The sequence below is a fragment of the Pseudomonas sp. WS 5532 genome, assembly GCF_012985445.1.
Classification (GTDB): Bacteria; Pseudomonadota; Gammaproteobacteria; order Pseudomonadales; family Pseudomonadaceae; genus Aquipseudomonas; species Aquipseudomonas edaphica.
In genome coordinates, this window is record NZ_JAAQWK010000004.1 from 153504 (window position 1) to 170593 (window position 17090).

At 59.2% G+C, this 17090-nt stretch carries 18 protein-coding genes; 13 read left to right on the forward strand and 5 right to left on the reverse strand.

What is annotated here, in order from left to right:
- Positions 1-29: 29 nt before the first annotated feature.
- From HBO23_RS09455 to HBO23_RS09470, 4 genes are all read left to right on the forward strand, one after another.
- Positions 30-698, forward strand: a complete 669-nt coding sequence (locus HBO23_RS09455) for a carbonic anhydrase (protein ID WP_170037898.1) — start codon at positions 30-32, stop codon at positions 696-698.
- Between the two features lie 4 nt (positions 699-702).
- On the forward strand, positions 703-1173 hold the full coding sequence (gene cynS / locus HBO23_RS09460; protein ID WP_138451189.1) for a cyanase: 471 nt from the start codon (positions 703-705) through the stop codon (positions 1171-1173).
- A gap of 67 nt (positions 1174-1240) precedes the next feature.
- Positions 1241-2464: an amidohydrolase family protein gene (locus tag HBO23_RS09465; RefSeq protein WP_170037900.1), complete on the forward strand. Its 1224-nt coding sequence runs from the start codon at positions 1241-1243 to the stop codon at positions 2462-2464.
- A gap of 216 nt (positions 2465-2680) precedes the next feature.
- On the forward strand, positions 2681-3988 hold the full coding sequence (locus HBO23_RS09470; protein WP_138451186.1) for a hypothetical protein: 1308 nt from the start codon (positions 2681-2683) through the stop codon (positions 3986-3988).
- A gap of 179 nt (positions 3989-4167) precedes the next feature.
- Here HBO23_RS09470 and HBO23_RS09475 read toward each other — a convergent pair whose 3' ends face one another.
- Complete coding sequence (locus HBO23_RS09475; RefSeq protein WP_170037902.1) at positions 4168-5208, reverse strand: alpha/beta fold hydrolase; 1041 nt, start codon at positions 5206-5208, stop codon at positions 4168-4170.
- 208 nt (positions 5209-5416) lie between these two features.
- Here HBO23_RS09475 and msrA point away from each other — a divergent pair, with 208 nt between their 5' ends.
- Positions 5417-5923, forward strand: coding sequence for a peptide-methionine (S)-S-oxide reductase MsrA (gene msrA / locus HBO23_RS09480; RefSeq protein WP_138451182.1), 507 nt, complete (start codon positions 5417-5419; stop codon positions 5921-5923).
- Positions 5924-6057: 134 nt separating this feature from the next.
- On the opposite strand, the gene HBO23_RS09485 is transcribed toward msrA, so the two are convergent.
- A complete protein-coding gene (locus HBO23_RS09485) occupies positions 6058-6381 on the reverse strand; it encodes a DUF6124 family protein (protein ID WP_138451181.1) in 324 nt (107 codons plus the stop codon).
- A 515-nt stretch (positions 6382-6896) separates the two neighbouring features.
- Positions 6897-8138 (reverse strand): acyl-CoA dehydrogenase family protein, encoded by a 1242-nt coding sequence (locus HBO23_RS09490; protein ID WP_170037904.1) that lies wholly within the window; start codon positions 8136-8138, stop codon positions 6897-6899.
- 272 nt (positions 8139-8410) lie between these two features.
- Here HBO23_RS09490 and HBO23_RS09495 point away from each other — a divergent pair, with 272 nt between their 5' ends.
- From HBO23_RS09495 to HBO23_RS09510, 4 genes are all read left to right on the forward strand, one after another.
- On the forward strand, positions 8411-9334 hold the full coding sequence (locus tag HBO23_RS09495; RefSeq protein WP_170037906.1) for an ABC transporter substrate-binding protein: 924 nt from the start codon (positions 8411-8413) through the stop codon (positions 9332-9334).
- Positions 9335-9473: 139 nt separating this feature from the next.
- Entirely contained in the window at positions 9474-9776 is a 303-nt protein-coding gene (locus HBO23_RS09500) for a type II toxin-antitoxin system RelE/ParE family toxin (RefSeq protein WP_099548967.1), read from the forward strand.
- A 1-nt stretch (position 9777) separates the two neighbouring features.
- The gene (locus HBO23_RS09505; protein ID WP_099548968.1) at positions 9778-10152 is read left to right on the forward strand and encodes an addiction module antidote protein; all 375 of its coding nucleotides are present in this window, start codon (positions 9778-9780) and stop codon (positions 10150-10152) included.
- 134 nt (positions 10153-10286) lie between these two features.
- Positions 10287-11237 (forward strand): DHH family phosphoesterase, encoded by a 951-nt coding sequence (locus HBO23_RS09510; protein WP_170037908.1) that lies wholly within the window; start codon positions 10287-10289, stop codon positions 11235-11237.
- On the opposite strand, the gene gudD is transcribed toward HBO23_RS09510, so the two are convergent.
- Complete coding sequence (gudD, locus tag HBO23_RS09515) at positions 11206-12531, reverse strand: glucarate dehydratase (protein WP_138451478.1); 1326 nt, start codon at positions 12529-12531, stop codon at positions 11206-11208. The two genes, HBO23_RS09510 and gudD, sit on opposite strands and share 32 nt — an antisense overlap.
- 18 nt (positions 12532-12549) lie before the next feature.
- Positions 12550-13911 (reverse strand): MFS transporter, encoded by a 1362-nt coding sequence (locus tag HBO23_RS09520; protein WP_170037910.1) that lies wholly within the window; start codon positions 13909-13911, stop codon positions 12550-12552.
- Positions 13912-14261: 350 nt separating this feature from the next.
- Between HBO23_RS09520 and HBO23_RS09525 the strand changes: the two genes are divergently transcribed.
- The 4 genes from HBO23_RS09525 to HBO23_RS09540 all read left to right on the forward strand — a co-directional run bounded on the left by HBO23_RS09525 (position 14262) and on the right by HBO23_RS09540 (position 16912).
- Positions 14262-14972, forward strand: coding sequence for a FadR/GntR family transcriptional regulator (locus HBO23_RS09525; protein ID WP_099548970.1), 711 nt, complete (start codon positions 14262-14264; stop codon positions 14970-14972).
- Positions 14973-14985: 13 nt separating this feature from the next.
- Complete coding sequence (locus HBO23_RS09530; protein ID WP_017136958.1) at positions 14986-15681, forward strand: tRNA (adenine(22)-N(1))-methyltransferase TrmK; 696 nt, start codon at positions 14986-14988, stop codon at positions 15679-15681.
- A gap of 292 nt (positions 15682-15973) precedes the next feature.
- Positions 15974-16519: an ATP phosphoribosyltransferase regulatory subunit gene (locus HBO23_RS09535; RefSeq protein ID WP_026013702.1), complete on the forward strand. Its 546-nt coding sequence runs from the start codon at positions 15974-15976 to the stop codon at positions 16517-16519.
- Between the two features lie 93 nt (positions 16520-16612).
- A complete protein-coding gene (locus tag HBO23_RS09540; RefSeq protein WP_017136956.1) occupies positions 16613-16912 on the forward strand; it encodes a DUF3144 domain-containing protein in 300 nt (99 codons plus the stop codon).
- Positions 16913-17090 lie beyond the last annotated feature (178 nt).

The following is a 17090-nucleotide window of genomic DNA, read 5'->3' on the forward strand; positions in this document are numbered from 1 at the left end:
CATCGCATCGCGAACCAAAGGAGTCACCCATGCAAGACATCATCGACGGTTTCCTGAAGTTTCAACGTAACGCCTTCCCCGAGCGTGCCGGCCTGTTCAAAGACCTGGCCAACCAGCAGAGCCCGCGGGCGCTGTTCATCTCCTGCTCCGACAGCCGCCTGGTGCCAGAGTTGGTCACGCAGCGCGAGCCGGGCGACCTGTTCGTGATCCGTAACGCCGGCAATATCGTGCCGTCCTACGGCCCCGAGCCGGGCGGTGTGTCGGCCTCGGTGGAGTACGCCGTCGCCGCCCTGCAAGTCAGCGACATCGTGATTTGCGGGCATTCCGATTGCGGCGCCATGACCGCCATCGCCACCTGCAAATGCCTGGACCACATGCCCGCCGTGGCCGGCTGGTTGCGCTACGCTGACTCCGGCCGGGTGGTCAACGAGGCCCGCCAGCATGTCGACCAGCACGCCAAAGTCGCCTCCATGGTGCGCGAAAACGTCATCGCGCAATTGGCCAATATCCAGACGCACCCTTCAGTGCGCCTGGCCCTCGAAGAAAAACGCGTAACCCTGCACGGCTGGGTCTACGACATCGAAAGTGGCTGCATCCAGGCCTTCGATGGCCGCACCGGCCAGTTCGTCGCCCTTGCCGACAACCCGACTGCGCGCGCCGTTTCCTACCAACACCTTCCTTTTTACCCACGGAGATAACCCCATGATCCAGTCGCAAATCAGCCAGACCACTCGCCTTGCCCTGACCGACGTCATCCTCTTGGCTAAAGCCCGCAAAGACCTGTCGTTCGCCCAGATCGCCGAAGGCACCGGCCTGCACGAAGCCTTTGTTACCGCCGCCTTGCTCGGCCAGCACCCACTGCCGGCCAGTGCCGCTCAAGCCGTTGCCGACACCCTGGGCCTGGATGCGGATGCCGTGCTCCTGCTGCAAACCATCCCGGTGCGCGGCAGCATCGGCAACGGCATCCCGACCGACCCGACCATCTACCGCTTCTACGAAATGATCCAGGTCTATGGCACCACGCTCAAGGCGCTGGTCCACGAGAAGTTTGGCGACGGCATCATCAGCGCGATCAACTTCAAGCTGGACGTCAAAAAGGTTGAAGACCCGGACGGTGGCTCCCGCGCCGTGATCACCCTGGATGGCAAGTACCTGCCGACCAAACCGTTCTGATCAGCTGAGTAACGGCCCGGCGCTGCAAGGCGCTCGGGCCACGGCAGCGATATTGAGGGTCGCAGTTATGGATTTGATCTTTCGTCATGTACGCATCGACGACGCACGGCCGCTGATGGATGTGGCAGTCAATAACGGCAAGATCATCGAGACCGCGCCGAACATTTCAGCCCACGCCCGGCAGGAAATCCAGGGCCACGGCAACGTGCTGATACCGGGTTTTGTCGAAGGGCACCTGCACCTGGAAAAAGCCCATGTCATGCACCGCAAGGCCAACCGTTCGGGCACGCTGAAAGAGGCGATTGCCGTCACGGCCGAACTCAAACCCACCTTGACCCGCGACGACATCCTCGATCGCTCCACTCAAGTACTGCGCGACCTGGTGCAAGCCGGCACTACCCACGTGCGCGCCCACGCCGAGTTCGACCCCGAGCAAGGGTTTACCGGCTTTGATGTGGTGCTGGAGTTGCGCGACAAACTACGCGACGTGATCGATATCCAGGTGGTCGCCTTTCCACAGGAAGGCATTCTGAAGCTACCGGGCATGCAGGCCATGATGGTCGAGGCCATGGAGAAGGGCGCCGACGTGGTGGGTGGCATTCCGTACAACGACAGCTCGGCGCACGCACACATCGACTATGTGTTCAGCCTGGCCCAGCGTTACGACAAGGATATCGACTTCCACCAGGATTTTGCCGACAACGCCGAGCACATGAGCATTGAATACCTGGCTCGCAAGACCATTGAACACGGCTATCAAGGCCGTGTGTGTGTCGGGCACCTGACCAGCCTGGGCGCCGTACCTGTGCACAAACAGCACGAAATCATCGCGCTGATCCGCGAGGCCGGCATCAGCGTAATGTGCCTGCCCGCCACCGACCTGCACCTTGGCGCACGCAACGATGGTCACAACGTGCGCCGCACCCTGGCGCCGGTGCGAGCCCTGCGTGATGGCGGCGTGAATGTGTGCCTGGCCACCAACAATATCCGCAACGCATTCACCCCGTTTGGCACCGGCGACTTGCTCAATATTGCGCAGTTGGCCATTCCCGCCTGCCACCTGGGCGGAGCGGATGATCAGGCCACGGTGTTGCCGATGCTCACGAGCAACCCGGCTAAAGCCTTGGGGCTTAAGCACTTTGGGTTAGCACCGGGCAAGGCGGCGGATCTGGTGTTGTTGGATACGCAAGCGGTGGGGGATGTGATTCTTGATCTGCCCGCGCGTCTGATGGTGCTTAAGCGCGGGAAGATTGTGGCGACGTCGGTGTGTCAGCGATCGGTGGTTTTCTGAGCGCTGTTCAACGTCAGAGGAAGTGCTGCATGGCGGCTATAGTGTGAATCCCCCCGCAGTATAAAGAGCTATGATGCCGTCAACGCAAAGCCTGTCAGCAATAGCGGCAGTATCGCGACTCTCTCGGTTCCCCACAGCGGTCTCCCATGCCTGTAGCACAGCTTGGGTATGCGGAGCCTGCAAATCGATAACGCTCTGACGAACAAGGATGTTTCTATGAAAAAGTTAGCGTCGGTTTCTGCCGATATTTTCCACAAGCACTACGCTGATAACGCCTATGTGAGCGCACATGGGGCAAAGTCCCTCGACCAGACGCATATCGTTACCTATACCCACTACAAACAGTTGCAGGGTGCCGGGTATTTTTTGAATGTTAATTTTATCGGAAAGTCCAAAGCACCCAGAGTAATTGTCGGTATTGGGGGGCTTGGCTTTGACTTGGACCGTGCCAAGTTCGAATACCAGCTAACAAAGTTTATAAAGTACCTGCCCGCGCATGTCGAGCTGTATGTTCATGCTGCGTGCCACGTGAAAATGCTCAGTTACGGTTCCGTGACAGTGTTGGGCTCACAGAATATTTCGTCGACGTCATTGCCGTATTTGGATGCGCAGGCGTCGCCGATCTCAAGACACCATGAGGTGCAAGTTGAATTTCAAGACGCTGATTTGACCTGCGCGCGGGCGATTTTTAATGAAATTTTATGCGACCCCAGCCTGCATATAAAGCTATCTAGAAAAAGTATTGCCACTGATATAGTTGAGCATTTACTTAAGGGGTTCAGCTACGAGGTTCATAAGAGAAATATGGAGCTTGCTAACGCCTTGGAGACATTTCTCGGTAAGGCTGAATTAATAGAGAAACGCCTGGTTTTTGTTCCGGGAGCTGTAGAAAATCAATGTTTGGTTTCGTTGGTTCAGCGCATTTATGCAGCTAAAGTGGTGACGGAAGATCATGTCGATGAGTTGTTTGAAGTTCTCTATGCTGACGTAGGTGACTTTCTGTTGGATGAGGAATTTACGGATGACGTGTTTGAGATATCCCGAACTATAGAGTCGGTCAATGAGGCGTCTTTACCGGAAAAGGATCAGGTGCTCCCTGTTCTTAGGTCTATCTACTCAAAGGAAATGCCGCTGGCTGAAGGTGAAGCATTTTCCGAGTTTATCGACGAACTCAAGAGCGTTATAGAGCACCATAACGTTACTGACGCTTTGGCATTTGCCAATCAACACCAGGAACGCTTGGTGCAGAAGATTATAGAGAGTCCGGACTACAAACAGCAGGCGATAATGGACGCCACGGATAATGATGGGAGTATGGTTGAAGGTCGCATTCGTGACGCGCTATTAGACGGTCGCATTGACTTTAGTGGGTACGAAATGGAGTTGAATCTGGCTCAGTTTATTTCGGCCTTGCACGCCGTTATTGAGTCAAGCTATCTCGCCGTTGTGTTTAATACCTTTGAGAGGATGGGTGAGATGCACGCTAAACTTCTCAATATTTATCAGCGTGAATTGGGTGCGTAAGAATATTGCAGTCGGCAGTTAATGCCCGTTACCCCGGTGCAATGCGTTTTCTACCCCTCATTTTAGTTCCTACTGCTCCGAAAGATGGAGGGGAGCTTCGGTAATCCGAAAACTCCCCTCCATCGCGCGGTTCATGCCGTTGTGCACCTTGGCGAGCAATTCATTGGATAGCCTGTCCTTTAATGGCGAGCTGTCTGCTCCAGAAACCCCGTAATCAACCCCACCACCTGCTGCTGAATCACCGCCCGTGGCCGACCACCCTCGCCATCGCGGCAAATCATGCCATCGCCCGGCGAGCGTTCCTCAATCAACGCGATTGCGCCCGGTTTGCAGATCGACATAAAGCTGAAGTGCGTGGCGTCGCTGATTTCCACGTACTGCGTCGTAGCTTTTGGCAGGCGCTTGACCAGGTTGGCGGATTCCAGGTTGGGGTCCATATCCTCGGTTGGCACGCCACCTGCGATAACCAGCGCAGGCACCTTGAATGCCGCCAGGCTGGCGTCGGTCATGCCGCGTGACAGGCCCAGGTCCAAAGACACGATGGCGGTGACGCGTTTGTCGCTCAAGTCCGCAGCCAGACGCGCTTTGCCGTCGGGTGTCGCGGCGGGGTTCATCTCATGGTAGCCGATGCAACCGCCCAGCTTCGGGTGTGCGGCGCAGTCGCGGCTGAACAGGTCAGGGTCGAAGCGCGCGCCGGCGATTTCCAGCACGGTCCAGCCGCCGAGGGAATGGCCGACAGCAGTAATGTGTTGGTTCGCCACCGCGCCAAACTGTTGCGGTTGAGCCAGCACGGCGTCGATAGCGCGGCTCAGGTCGGCCGGGCGTTGCCATAGCTGTGCGGCGGCTTGCGGGTTGCGGTCCTTGGTGGTGGTGCCGGGGTGGTTGACCGCCGCGACGATGTAACCTTTGTGCGCCAATGCACTGGCCAGCCACACCTGATTGCCCCAGTTGCCGCCGTGACCGTGGGACAGCACCACCAGCGGATGCTCGCCCGCAGCCGGCGGCGCGTCGGGCACGGCGAGGGCGCCGATGAAGACCGCGTTGTCGGCGATCAGCGTGGGTTTGGCCGTGGTGGTAGCGGGGTACCACACCACCAACTCCAGTGGGCGGTTGTTGTGCGTATCGGGCAGGGTGGTGGTTTTGAAACCGACCGAGCTTTCGTCGGAGAAAGCGGGGGCGGCCAGGCAGAGCAGGAACAGCGCGCGTAGAGCGGTTTTCATTGTTGTTATCGTCCTTGATTTAGGTAGCGAATCATCACCTGAAACCCTGTGGTCTGCACATCCCCTGTTTGCAGTTAATACCCGCCCCGTTGGGGATCGTTTCGCTAGCCCGTTCGTCTGTCAGTGTTTGAGATTAATCGCCTGTGCCACCTTGGTATTGGCCAACCCAGCCCCATAACTACCCTCGTATCCACTGAGGGCGCAGACCATGACCAACCCAACCGAAACCGCCATCCTTGCCGGCGGCTGCTTCTGGGGCATGCAAGACCTGTTGCGGCGCTATCCTGGTGTACTCAGCACGCGTGTCGGCTACACCGGCGGCGATGTGCCGAATGCCACGTACCGCAACCACGGCAACCATGCCGAAGCCATCGAGATTGTGTTTGACCCGGCGGTGATCAGTTATCGGCAGATTCTGGAGTTCTTTTTCCAGATCCATGACCCGAGCACGCCTAACCGCCAGGGCAATGACACGGGGCCCAGCTATCGCTCGGCGATTTATTACTTGAGTGACCAGCAGCGCGACATTGCCGAAGATACGGCGGCCGACGTGGACGCGTCGAAGCTGTGGCCTAGTCGAGTGGTCACCGAGATTGAGCCGGCAGGGCCGTTCTGGGAGGCGGAGCCTGAGCATCAGGATTATCTGGAGCGGATACCGAATGGGTATACCTGCCACTTTATTCGGCCGAACTGGAAGCTGCCGAAGCGGGCTTGAGGGCCGCCGAGATGATCGTTGCAAAATGTGGGAGCTGGCTTGCCTGCGATTACAGTGTGTCAGTCAATAAATTAGTTAACTGATCCTCCGCCATCGCGGGCAAGCCCGCTCCCACAGGGTTTTGTGTTTGATCGTTAGCCGGCGGCCTCGCGCTCCAGCAGCCTGTCCATCAGCAACACCCCCAACTCACTCAACTGGTGAATCGCCAGCGCCACGTCGCGCTGTTTTCCGGTCAAGTCTTCTGACAGGTCGAGCAGTAAGGCGGTGACCGAGGAAAAGGTTTCGTAGCTGTTGGTGATCAGGGTTTCGTTGCTGGCATCGGCCGCGACGTTGAACAGCGAAGGTGGTGACAATGCCGGGTCGGCTTTTGGATTGAGGTAGTGATCAATTGCGCGATGCGCGGCCTGATTGAGTTTCAGGTCCGGTTCGCTGGGAGGGTTCGGCGTTATTTTGAACATGTGTGTTGTACCTGATTAGGGCCGACACCTTTTCGCTACTAAACGAAAGGGTGGCAGCTGTGCACAGGTTAGTAGACCGGGGAAACACACAAAGCCGGCGCGCCCGAGGACGCCCTGCGCACAGCCACCATCAAGCACAGACAAAAACATCTGAGAGATGAGGCTCATGCACTTTATGTTGTCACTCGGGCTACTAAACCCGATCACTGAGTTGTCAGCGACCGAGCAACCTTAGAGACGCCCACCACAGCGCACAAGCCGGCGGATTCTGACGCAAGCGTAGGCAATGGAGCAAGGCGCTGTGGCTTCGGACTTTCCTGTTTCAGGCTTCGTTGTAGGACATGAGCCTTACGCCGAACAAAATGTGGGAGCTGGCTTGCCTGCGATTACGGTGTGTCAGTCAATAAATTAGTTAACTGATCCTCCGCCATCGCGGGCAAGCCCGCTCCCACAGGGTTGATCGTTCCCACGCGGAGCGTGGGAACGATCATGCGGGTACTGTGTTGGGTGGTTGATCAGGCTTTGGCTACGCCCACTCGCCACTGCGCGGGCGGCAGCAGCCCATTCACCAGGTAATTACCGACGATCCGCGACTTGTACACCCGCGGGTTATGGTTCGCCAACGTGCGCGCATTGCGCCACAGCCGATCCAGCGCCTTATTGCTGGCCGTGGCGCTGGCGCCCAATGCATCGAACAACCCGGTGGTCGCCGCCAGTGTTGCATCCACCACGGGATTGACCGCCAGGCACACCTCCAATTCCGCCAACGCAACCTGCGAGTCGTCATCCTGCAGCGGCCGGTCTCGCGCAATCACATACTGCGCTGTCTGATCCAGGCGCTGCGCCGCGTGCTGGGTGATGGCCTGGGCGGCGTAGGCTTGGCTGGCGACTTCGCCAATCACTTGCAGCAACTGCACATCCTGGGCGGCGGTGTCGGCGTTGCCGGTGGTGAAGGTGCGGGCGCGCTGGCTGAGTTCGGCGGCGCCGCTGAGTGCGGCGCGGCGGGCGATGCCGGCCAGGGTGGCAAGGTGGTAGATCTGGTAGAACGACTGGCCATAGGCGAAGCGTTGGGTGGTGGGGCGCACATCGTCATCCACCACCGGTGCGTTGTCGAAGAGGCAGGTGCCGCTGGCGGTGAGGCGTTGGCCGAAGCCATTCCAGTCGTCGATGATCTGCACACCGGGCGCCTTGAGGTCGACCACCAGGCTGTACACCACACCGTCTTCGCCGGTGGCCACGGTGTTGATCAGGTCACTGTAGAGCGCGCCGGTGGTGTAGAACTTTTTGCCGCTGATGCGCAGTGTGCCATCGGTGTGGCGGTGCAGGCGGGTGCCGAAATCGCCACGGGCCTGGTTGCCGACTTCGGTGCTGCCGGGGGAAAGCAGGGCGCCTTGGCCGAGGCGGTCGAGCCATTGGGCGCGCCAGTCGCGGTCTTTGGCGCATAGCACGTCTTCGCAAAAGCCAAAATGCCCACGCAGTGCCTGGGTGATGTTGGAGTCGGCGGCGGACAGTTCTGTCAGCAGCGCAAGCAGTTCAGCGAAGGTCGCGCCTTGCCCGCCGTAACTGACTGGCAATCGCCAGCGTGGCAAACCCAGAGCGTTGAGCTGTTGGATCACTGTCGCCAGGCTGGCGCGTGTCTGATCCGCCTCGGCAGCGTGTGCCAGGATCTGCGCAAACAGCGGGCGAAACGGAGCGGCCAGTTGTTCGTAACGGGCGGAGGGCGCAGTGCCCCAGATATTCAATACGGGAGTCGACATGCAATGGACCTTGCAGAAAGGGTTTCAGGCGCGGGGTCCAGTGGTCTGGTGGCGTCACCCTAACTCAGTGGGCAGCAAACTTTTAATACGAAAAATAGCTAACCCACTGTTCGGCGGTTCTATCGATAGTGCACAACAGTATTAAACCCGGCGCTTTTATTGCGTTAGCTTCTACGGGCGCCACGCTCGGCGACTGCCAAAACCCTTCTCTCATTGCCAGACTGCACGCCCACAGATGGTTGAGTCAGCCATTAACTGTGTGGATTCCTCCTATGATCAATCGTCGTAATTTGCTTGCCGTGCTGGGCCTGGCCTCGCTGACACTGCACGGCCCATCGGTGTGGGCGGCAGCGCCGCAGACCCTGACGGTGGGTGACCAGTTCTTCTCCAATCGCATCGTCCTGGAGCTGTCCGGCGAGCTGAAAGACCTGCCGTATCAAATCGACTTCAAACGCTTCAATACCGGCTCCCCGGTGGCCTCGGCGGTCGCCAGTGGCGCGCTGGACGTGGGCATTGTCGGCGATACGCCGGTGATCAGCCTCGCCGCCAATGGCGCGCCGGTGAAAGTGGTCGCCAGCACCCAGACCAGCCTTGATGGCGTGGGCATTGTGGCGCGCAAAGGGATTCATTCGGTGGCCGAGCTAAAGGGCAAAACGGTGGCGATCTGGAACGGTTCGTGGAGTCAGCAACTGGCCTACAAGGCCCTGGATGAGGCCGGTGTGCCGCGCACCAGCGTGACCTTCAAATACCTGCTGCCGGCCGAAGCCAGCCTCGCACTGAGCCAGAGCGATATCGATGCCTTCGGCACCTGGGAGCCCTACGTCTCGTTGCAGGAAAAAGAGGGCAACACCCTGATCCGCAATGCCAAAGGCCTGATGAGCGCGCCGACCTACATCGTTGCGTATGAGCCGGCGCTGGCGCAGAAACGCGCGATTATCAAAGATTTTGTGGCGCGTCTCACCCGTGCGCGGGTGTGGAGCAGCAGCCACGTTGATGAGTATGCCCAGGCGTGGTCGAAGGCCAACCAATCTGCACCGGAGATTGCCAAGGTGTGGTTCAAGCGTGATGCGATCAAGGTGCTGCCGATCTCCCCGACCATTGTCGGCGAAGCCCAGGCCACGGCGGATTTCCTGGTCGATGCGCAGATGCTCAAACAGCCTTATGACGTGACGCCCTTGTTTGATCAGGCCCTTTAAACGCGGACGAAACACGCGCTAATAGTCTCGGGCGCCTGTTGATACGGGGGCTGAGCTAGGGTTTTTGGTTCCGGTTGGCGCCGGAACAATAAATTCACTAGCATCAGTATGGAGTAGCCAGTAGGCTACAGGTGAGACCTTGACCAATTCAATCGGCAGGACGCCGGAGTTTGATACATGGCTCGACGGTATGAAGGATTTATGGGGCAAAACGGCGGTGCTGACTCGCCTGGACCGCGCCGAAGAAAACAATTTTGGCGATTGCGAGCCGGCCGGTGACGGCCTGAGTGAAATGCGTGTATTCGTCGGGCCTGGCTACAGGATTTATTTTGTACGCACAGGCATCACGGCCTACCTGATGCTGTGGGGCAGTGATAAAACCGACCAAAAAAGAGGCATACAGCGGGCAAAAGAGATTCTTGTTGCCCTGAGAGGTAAATGAAATGAGCAACGCGACATTCAAACCCGAGGACATGCCGATCCTCGATCTTGATACATCCGGCACCAGCGTCTACGAAGCTTCGCGCTTCCTCGACAGCCCGGAAATCATCAGTGCTTATCTGGCACAAAGCATGAAGTCCCAGGACCCGCAGATCCTCATGAAGGCGCTGGCTGAAGTCGCCAAGGCCCAGGGTGTGAACAAGGTGGCCGAGGCGGCGGGGGTCAATCGCGAGAGTCTGTATAAAACCCTGAAGGGCGGCTCTAAAACACGTTTTGAAACGATCAAGAAGCTGATGCTGGCGTTAGGCGTTGAGCTGACTGTGCAGCCCGTTGCAGCTGGCGCGAGCAAAAAAATGCCGCGGCACAACGGACAATAATCAGCAACTGTCAGTTTTCACAGTATCTTTCCCCTTGAAGTCATGGTCTTGTCACACGCTGATGCGAACGTTCCCTAGCCAAAAAACACACGGCACCGGACCCCGCCTGAGTTGTACTTCAAGGAGATTTAATCATGAGGGTCGTGACCTCAGGCTCTGCATATCTGGATATAGACGCTTACGCTTGTTGCATAGCCTACGCTGAACTGCTGAATCACCAAGGTGTTCAAGCGCGTGCGGTCAGCAGCGCGCCGCTCAATTTCAGCGTTTGCGCCAGTGTGCTCGGTTGGAAGGCCGCGCTGGACGATTACCAACCCGGCGCCGACGATGAGTTCGTGTTGGTGGATGTCTCCGACTACCATCATTTTGACCCGGTCGTGGTACTCGATCAGGTGTGCGAAGTGATTGACCATCATCCAGGCTTTGAAATCCACTGGGCGCAGAAGCTGGGTGCGGATGCTGATATCCGGCCAATCGGTGCCGCGGCAACGCTGGTTTTCCAGCGTTGGGAAAGGTCCGGCCTGCTGCCGGAGATCAGCCGGCACAGCGCTGCGTTATTGGCCACGGCGATTCTGGACAATACCCTGAACTTCACCGGAAAAATGACCGCATCCCTGGATATCTGGGCCTACGAGGTGCTGGCGCGGCGGGCGGGGCTGACGGCGGATTGGCCGCAGCGTTATTTCAGCGAATGCCAGGCTGCGATCGAAGCCGACCTTGAGGCCGCCATGGCGGCTGATATGAAACACATGACGGCCACGCGCAACCTGCCGCAGCTCATTGCGCAAATGACGGTGTGGGATGCGCAGGGGGTGCTCCAGCGGCATCACGCAGCCATTGAACAATGGCTGGCGGCGCAAGGTGAGGACTGGCTGTTGAACGCTATCAGCATCCGCGAGCGCAAGAGCTATTGGTTGGCCGAGCCTTCTCTCAGCCAGCAGAAGCTGAGCCTGCTGCTGTCGCTCGATTGGCAAGGTACACAGGCCGTGCTTGGGCGTGCGATGCAGCGCAAGGAGCTGGTGAAGCTGGCCCTGGCTGCCGCACGCGAAGACCTCAGCGTACGAGGCAAGGCCGTTTGTTGTTGAAGGCCCAGCCCGGTATCAAAAACTGCATCGCCACGCTGTCGTCCCGCGCCCCAAGGCCCATGCCTTTGTACAGTTCGTGGGCCTTGGCCACGGCATCCATATCGATCTCCACGCCCAGGCCCGGTTTGCTCGGCACCTTGACGTAGCCGCCCTCGATTTTCAGCGGTTCCCGGGTCAGGCGTTGGCCGTCCTGCCAGATCCAGTGGGTGTCGATCGCAGTGATGTCGCCCGGCGCGGCGGCGGCCACCTGGGTGAACATCGCCAGGGAAATATCAAAGTGGTTATTGGAGTGCGAGCCCCAGGTCAGGCCCCACTCATTGCACATCTGCGCCACGCGCACCGAGCCTTGCATCGTCCAGAAGTGCGGGTCGGCCAGGGGAATATCCACCGACTGCAGCTGGATCGCGTGGCCCATTTCACGCCAGTCGGTGGCGATCATGTTGGTCGCGGTTTTAAGCCCGGTGGCACGGCGGAATTCGGCCATGACCTCGCGGCCCGAGTAGCCGTTTTCTGCGCCACAGGGGTCTTCGGCGTAGGCCAGCACGTGGTGTTGATCGCGGCATAGGCGGATCGCTTCTTTCAGTGACCATGCGCCGTTCGGGTCGAGGGTGATGCGTGCGTCCGGGAAGCGCTCGGCCAAGGCCGTCACCGCTTCGATTTCTTCATCGCCACTCAATACGCCGCCTTTGAGCTTGAAGTCGTTGAAGCCGTATTTGGCTTTGGCGGCTTCGGCCAGGCGCACCACGGCCTCGCTGGTCAGGGCTTTTTCATGGCGCAGGCGGAACCATTCGTCATCGGCGTCCGCCTCGTTGCGGTAGGCCAGGTCGGTGGCCGTGCGATCACCGACATAGAACAGGTAGCCGAGCATTTTTACTGCGTCACGCTGTTGGCCTTCGCCCAGCAGGGCGGCTATGGGCACTTCGAGGAATTGACCGAGCAGGTCGAGCAGGGCGGCCTCCATGGCGGTGACGGCGTGGATGGTGATGCGCAGGTCGAAGGTTTGCAGGCCACGGCCGGCAGCGTCCCTTGATGCAAAGGTGGTGCGCATCTGGTTGAGGATGCGCTGGTACTGGCCGATGGGTTGGCCGATCACCAGGCTGCGGGCGTCCTCCAGGGTTTCGCGGATGCGCTCGCCACCGGGCACTTCACCGACACCGGTGTTGCCCGAACTGTCCTTGAGGATCACGATATTGCGGGTAAAAAATGGCCCATGGGCGCCGCTCAGGTTCAGCAGCATGCTGTCGTGGCCGGCGACGGGAACGACTTGGAAATGGGTGACGACGGGCGTGGTCATGGCAGGATCCTAATAAGCTTAAAGAGGTTTGCTGATAGCGGTGCCTGTTGCTGCAACGCTCTGCGGCGCCAGCACGGCAGAAGGCGAAGTCTTGGCAAAAAACACCAGGATGGCCGCCAGCACCGAGGTGCCGGCCAGGCCATACAGGCCGCCCTGGATCGAGCCGGTGGTCTGCTCCAGAAAGCCGAAGGTCGTAGGCGCCACGAAGCCGCCCAGGTTGCCGATGGAGTTGATCAGCGCGATCACTGCAGCGGCGATGCGCACATCCAGGTAACCCTGTGGGATTGGCCAGAACAGCGAGGACGCGGACTTGAACCCGATGGCCGCAAAGCAGATCGCGACAAAGGCGAAGATCGGCCCGCCGGTGGTGGACATGAACATGCCGGCGGCGGCGATCAACAGCGCGGCGGCGACCCAGGCTTGCTGGAACTTGAACTTGCCCGACAGCGCGGCGAAGGCGTACATGGCGATGATCGAGATCAGCCACGGGATCGAGTTGAAGAAGCCGACCTGCACGTCGCTCAGATCGCCCATCTTCTTGATGATGCTCGGCAGCCAGAAGGTCGCGGCGTAGATCGTCAGCTGGATGCAGAAGTACAAGGCGCAGAACAGCAGGATCTGGCGGTCCTTGAGCAGCTTGGCAATGGTCGGTTTGATGGTGGTCAGCGCCTCACGCTCGCGCTGTTCCTGGTCGATGGCGCCAACTAACGCGTCCTGTTCTTCGCGGGTCAGCCATTGGGCGTCGTGGGGTTTGGAGTCGAGCCAGAACCACACAAAAAAGCCCAGCGCCACAGAAGCCAGGCCTTCGATGGCAAACATCCATTGCCAGCCGTGAAACCCGAACCCTTCTATCTGCAGAAGTGCCCCCGACAGCGGGCCGGAGATCAGCGACGCAACCGCCGAGCCACTGAGGAAGATGGCGATGGCTTTACCGCGCTCCACGCCGGGCAGCCAGCGCGTGAAGTAGTAAATCACCCCAGGGAAAAACCCCGCCTCGGCCACGCCCAGCAGAAAGCGCAGGACGTAGAACTGGGTTTCGTTCTGGATGAACGCCATCAGCGTGGCGACGATGCCCCAGGTGAACATGATGCGGGTCAGCCAGATGCGCGCACCGACCTTTTGCAGCAGCATGTTGGAGGGCACTTCAAAGAGCGCGTAGCCGATGAAAAACAACCCGGCGCCCAAGCCGTAGGCGGCCGCGCCGATACCCAGGTCATGCTCCATGTGCGTGCGCACGAAGCCGATATTGACCCGGTCGATGTAGTTGAGAATAAACATGATCACGAACAGTGGGAGCACGTGGCCCTTCACTTTGCTCACGGCGCGCGTGAGGACCGAATCACTTTCTGGAGCGGCAGATGCGTGGTTTGAATTGCTCACAATTGAAAAACTCCCCCTGATTTATTTTTATGCGGGTTTGCGTATTTTGTTGCCAGACATCATACAAATGGTTTTCTTGAGTTCGCAATGCACCTGCAACTGTTTTTGTTCTTATAAGGCTGCTGATTGGTTGTGTGTTTTGGTTATTTATCTAGCGTTTGTTGAGTGTGTAGATCGATCGCCTATGTAATTATCGCGATCTTTACCTTCGCGCACGGCCCGCAAAGGCCAGCGAGCATTGCGTCATTCTGGTTGGTTGTCATACAAGTTGTGAGCTTTATGAATCAAGCCAGCGCCTACTCGGGGCAGGGTGTTAAGCTCCCCTCAGCCAACCCCGTGGACCCATAGTGATGCCCATTGAAAGCGCAAACCCTGTGCGTAAACGTTCCAATAACCTCGCCCAAGGTGTGGTCGAGGCGCTGACCCAGCGCATCCTGCTGGGCCAGCTCAAACCCGGTGAAAAATTGCCGTCCGAGTCCAGCATCGTGCTGGAGCATGGCGTGAGCCGCACAGTGGTGCGCGAGGCGATCTCCAAGCTGCAGGCGTCGGGGCTGGTGGAGACGCGTCACGGCATCGGCACCTTTGTGTTGGTGCAGCACGCCCAGCAAGGTTTGCGTTTGCATGTGGACACGGTCGCCAGCGTGCGTAACATGCTCGAGCTGCGCCTGGGCCTGGAGGTGCAAGCGGTGGCTTTGGCCGCGCTGCGCAGGAGCGACGAACAGCTCGCACACATGCGCCAGGCGCTGGACGATTACCAGGCCTCGCTGGCCAGCAACGACAGCTGTGTGGAAGAGGACAAGCGCTTTCATCAACTGATCGCCGAGGCCACCGGCAATACCTTTTTTACCGAAATCATGCTGCACCTGGGCAGTGCGATGATCCCGCGCACCCAGGTCAAGGGCGTCGAACGCGGCGGGGCCGACTTCGCCAAGCTGGGGCAGTTGGCGAACCTTGAGCATGAGGCGATCTTCAATGCCATCAAGCGCCAGGACCCGGACGCGGCGCGGGCCGCCATGGTGCTGCACCTGACCAACAGCCGGGACCGGTTTTCCGGGGAATGACAAGGAACCACCGTTGAACGAACACACATTGTCCATGCGCCTGGAGCGCGTGGCCGCCAACGTGCCCGCTGGCGCGCGCCTGGCCGACATCGGCTCGGACCACGGCTACCTGCCGGTGGCCTTGATGCGCCGTGGCGTGATCACGGCAGCGGTGGCGGGGGAAGTGGCGACCACACCCTTTTACGCAGCCCAACGCACCGTGCGCGACAATGGCCTGGAGCAACACATCAGCGTGCGCCTGGCCGATGGCTTGGCAGCGATTGAACCGGGCGATGGGATCACCGCGATCAGCGTCTGTGGCATGGGCGGCGAGACGATCCGCGACATCCTCGACAACGGCAAGGTGCACCTCAGCGGCCAGGAACGCCTGGTCCTGCAACCCAATGGTGGCGAGCAACCCTTGCGCCAATGGCTGATGGACAACGGCTATCGCATCCTCAGCGAAGAGTTGCTGCGGGAAAACCGCTTTTACTACGAGATCATCGTGGCCGAGCGCACAGGCGCCGTGACCTATACCGATCAGCAGCTGTACTTTGGCCCGTTGCAAATGCAAGCCCGCAGCCCGGAGTTCCTGGCCAAGTGGCAGCGGATGCTGCGCCAGAAGCACAAGACCCTGGCCAGTTTTGAGCAGGCACGCCAGGCGGTGCCGGAGCAAAAACTGCAAGAAATTGCCCGGCAGGCGCGGTGGATTACCGAGCTGCTGGCGTGAAGTGACTTGTAACTTTTCCTACGCATGTGCAAGGATCTGCCCATGACTCAATTTTCGCAAAGCAACCGCCATCATCCCCACGGACCTTCCTTCAGGTGCCGTGGTTGCTTGCGCTCACTGATTGACCAGACCCACTGATCACTCAATGAACCCCACCCAAGGCGCCTATGGCGCCTTTTTTATTGCCTGCAAACACTGGAGATTCAACCCATGACAATGATACGTGGAACCCGAATGGTCACCGGCAAAGAAGCCGCAACGATGCGTGAAGTAGAGGGCCGTTTCCGGAGCTATCTTCATCGAAGCGGGCGCTGAAGAAGTCATCGTGCCGGCTCTTTGGGGCCAGGACACGTTTATCGAAAAAACCGGCGGCAGTGAAATCATCGGGCAGATGTGGGCCTTCGATGACAAGGCGGGCCGCAAGTGCTGCCTGATCCCGGAAGCCACTGCGCTGTTCCAGGAGCGCAACGCCGACTTGCTCGAGGGGCGCGCGGCGGCGATGTTTTTTTACGTGGCGCGGTGTTATCGCTATGAGCGGCCGCAAGCCGGCCGTTATCGTGAGTTCACTCAACTGGGGCTGGAGATTCTAAGCCCTGACCCTGGGTTGGCGTTGCAGCGCAGCCAGGCCCTGTGTACTGGGTTTCTGGACACGCTGGGGCTCGACTATGCGCTGAACCTGGCCGTGAAACGTGGGCTGAGTTACTACCTGGAGGGCAACGGCTTTGAGGTGCGCTGCCCGACATTGGGTGCGCAACAGCAAGTCGTGGGCGGCGGGGCTTACCGTGAAGGCGCGGGCTTCGGTATCGGGCTTGAGCGGTTGGTGCTGGCGTTGGCGTGAAGCACCAGGCGTCTCCCAGTGGGAGGCGCCTGCTTTGCTGGCCTCGAATATGCTCCAATAGCCGCCTTCTTTTGCTGACCCAGGAACCCTGCCATGGCCGAGACCACCGACCAAGCCTTCTACGACCGCGCAGATGCGCATATCGAACTGTCGAACGAGCAGCTCAAGACCTGTGAAAACCTCGGTGAGGTCAGCGCCTCGATGATGTTCGGCACCACGCGCTTCAATGCCTGGGCCAGCGCCCGCAACTTCAAGTCCGGCGCCGAGATGGCCGAGGCCCGTGAGGCGATGCTGAAATATTTCTGTGATCAGTACAGGATGATGCTTGAGGATAACCTGGATGATCACATCAATAATTTCAGTCAGTACATGCGGGTTAAAGTGGCGGATTAAGAGGGTGGTGGGGGAGGGGCTGTGAGCTTGGCAGCCCCAGCGGATGCCATCGCAGGCAAGCTGGCGCCCACAGTTACCGTTTCACTCTCGTCATTGAGTGTTTTTGCCCCATTTTTGCGCACGCCCGCGCACTTTTTGATTGCCGCACCGCCTATCTCCGGCCCCTCCGGCAACGGCC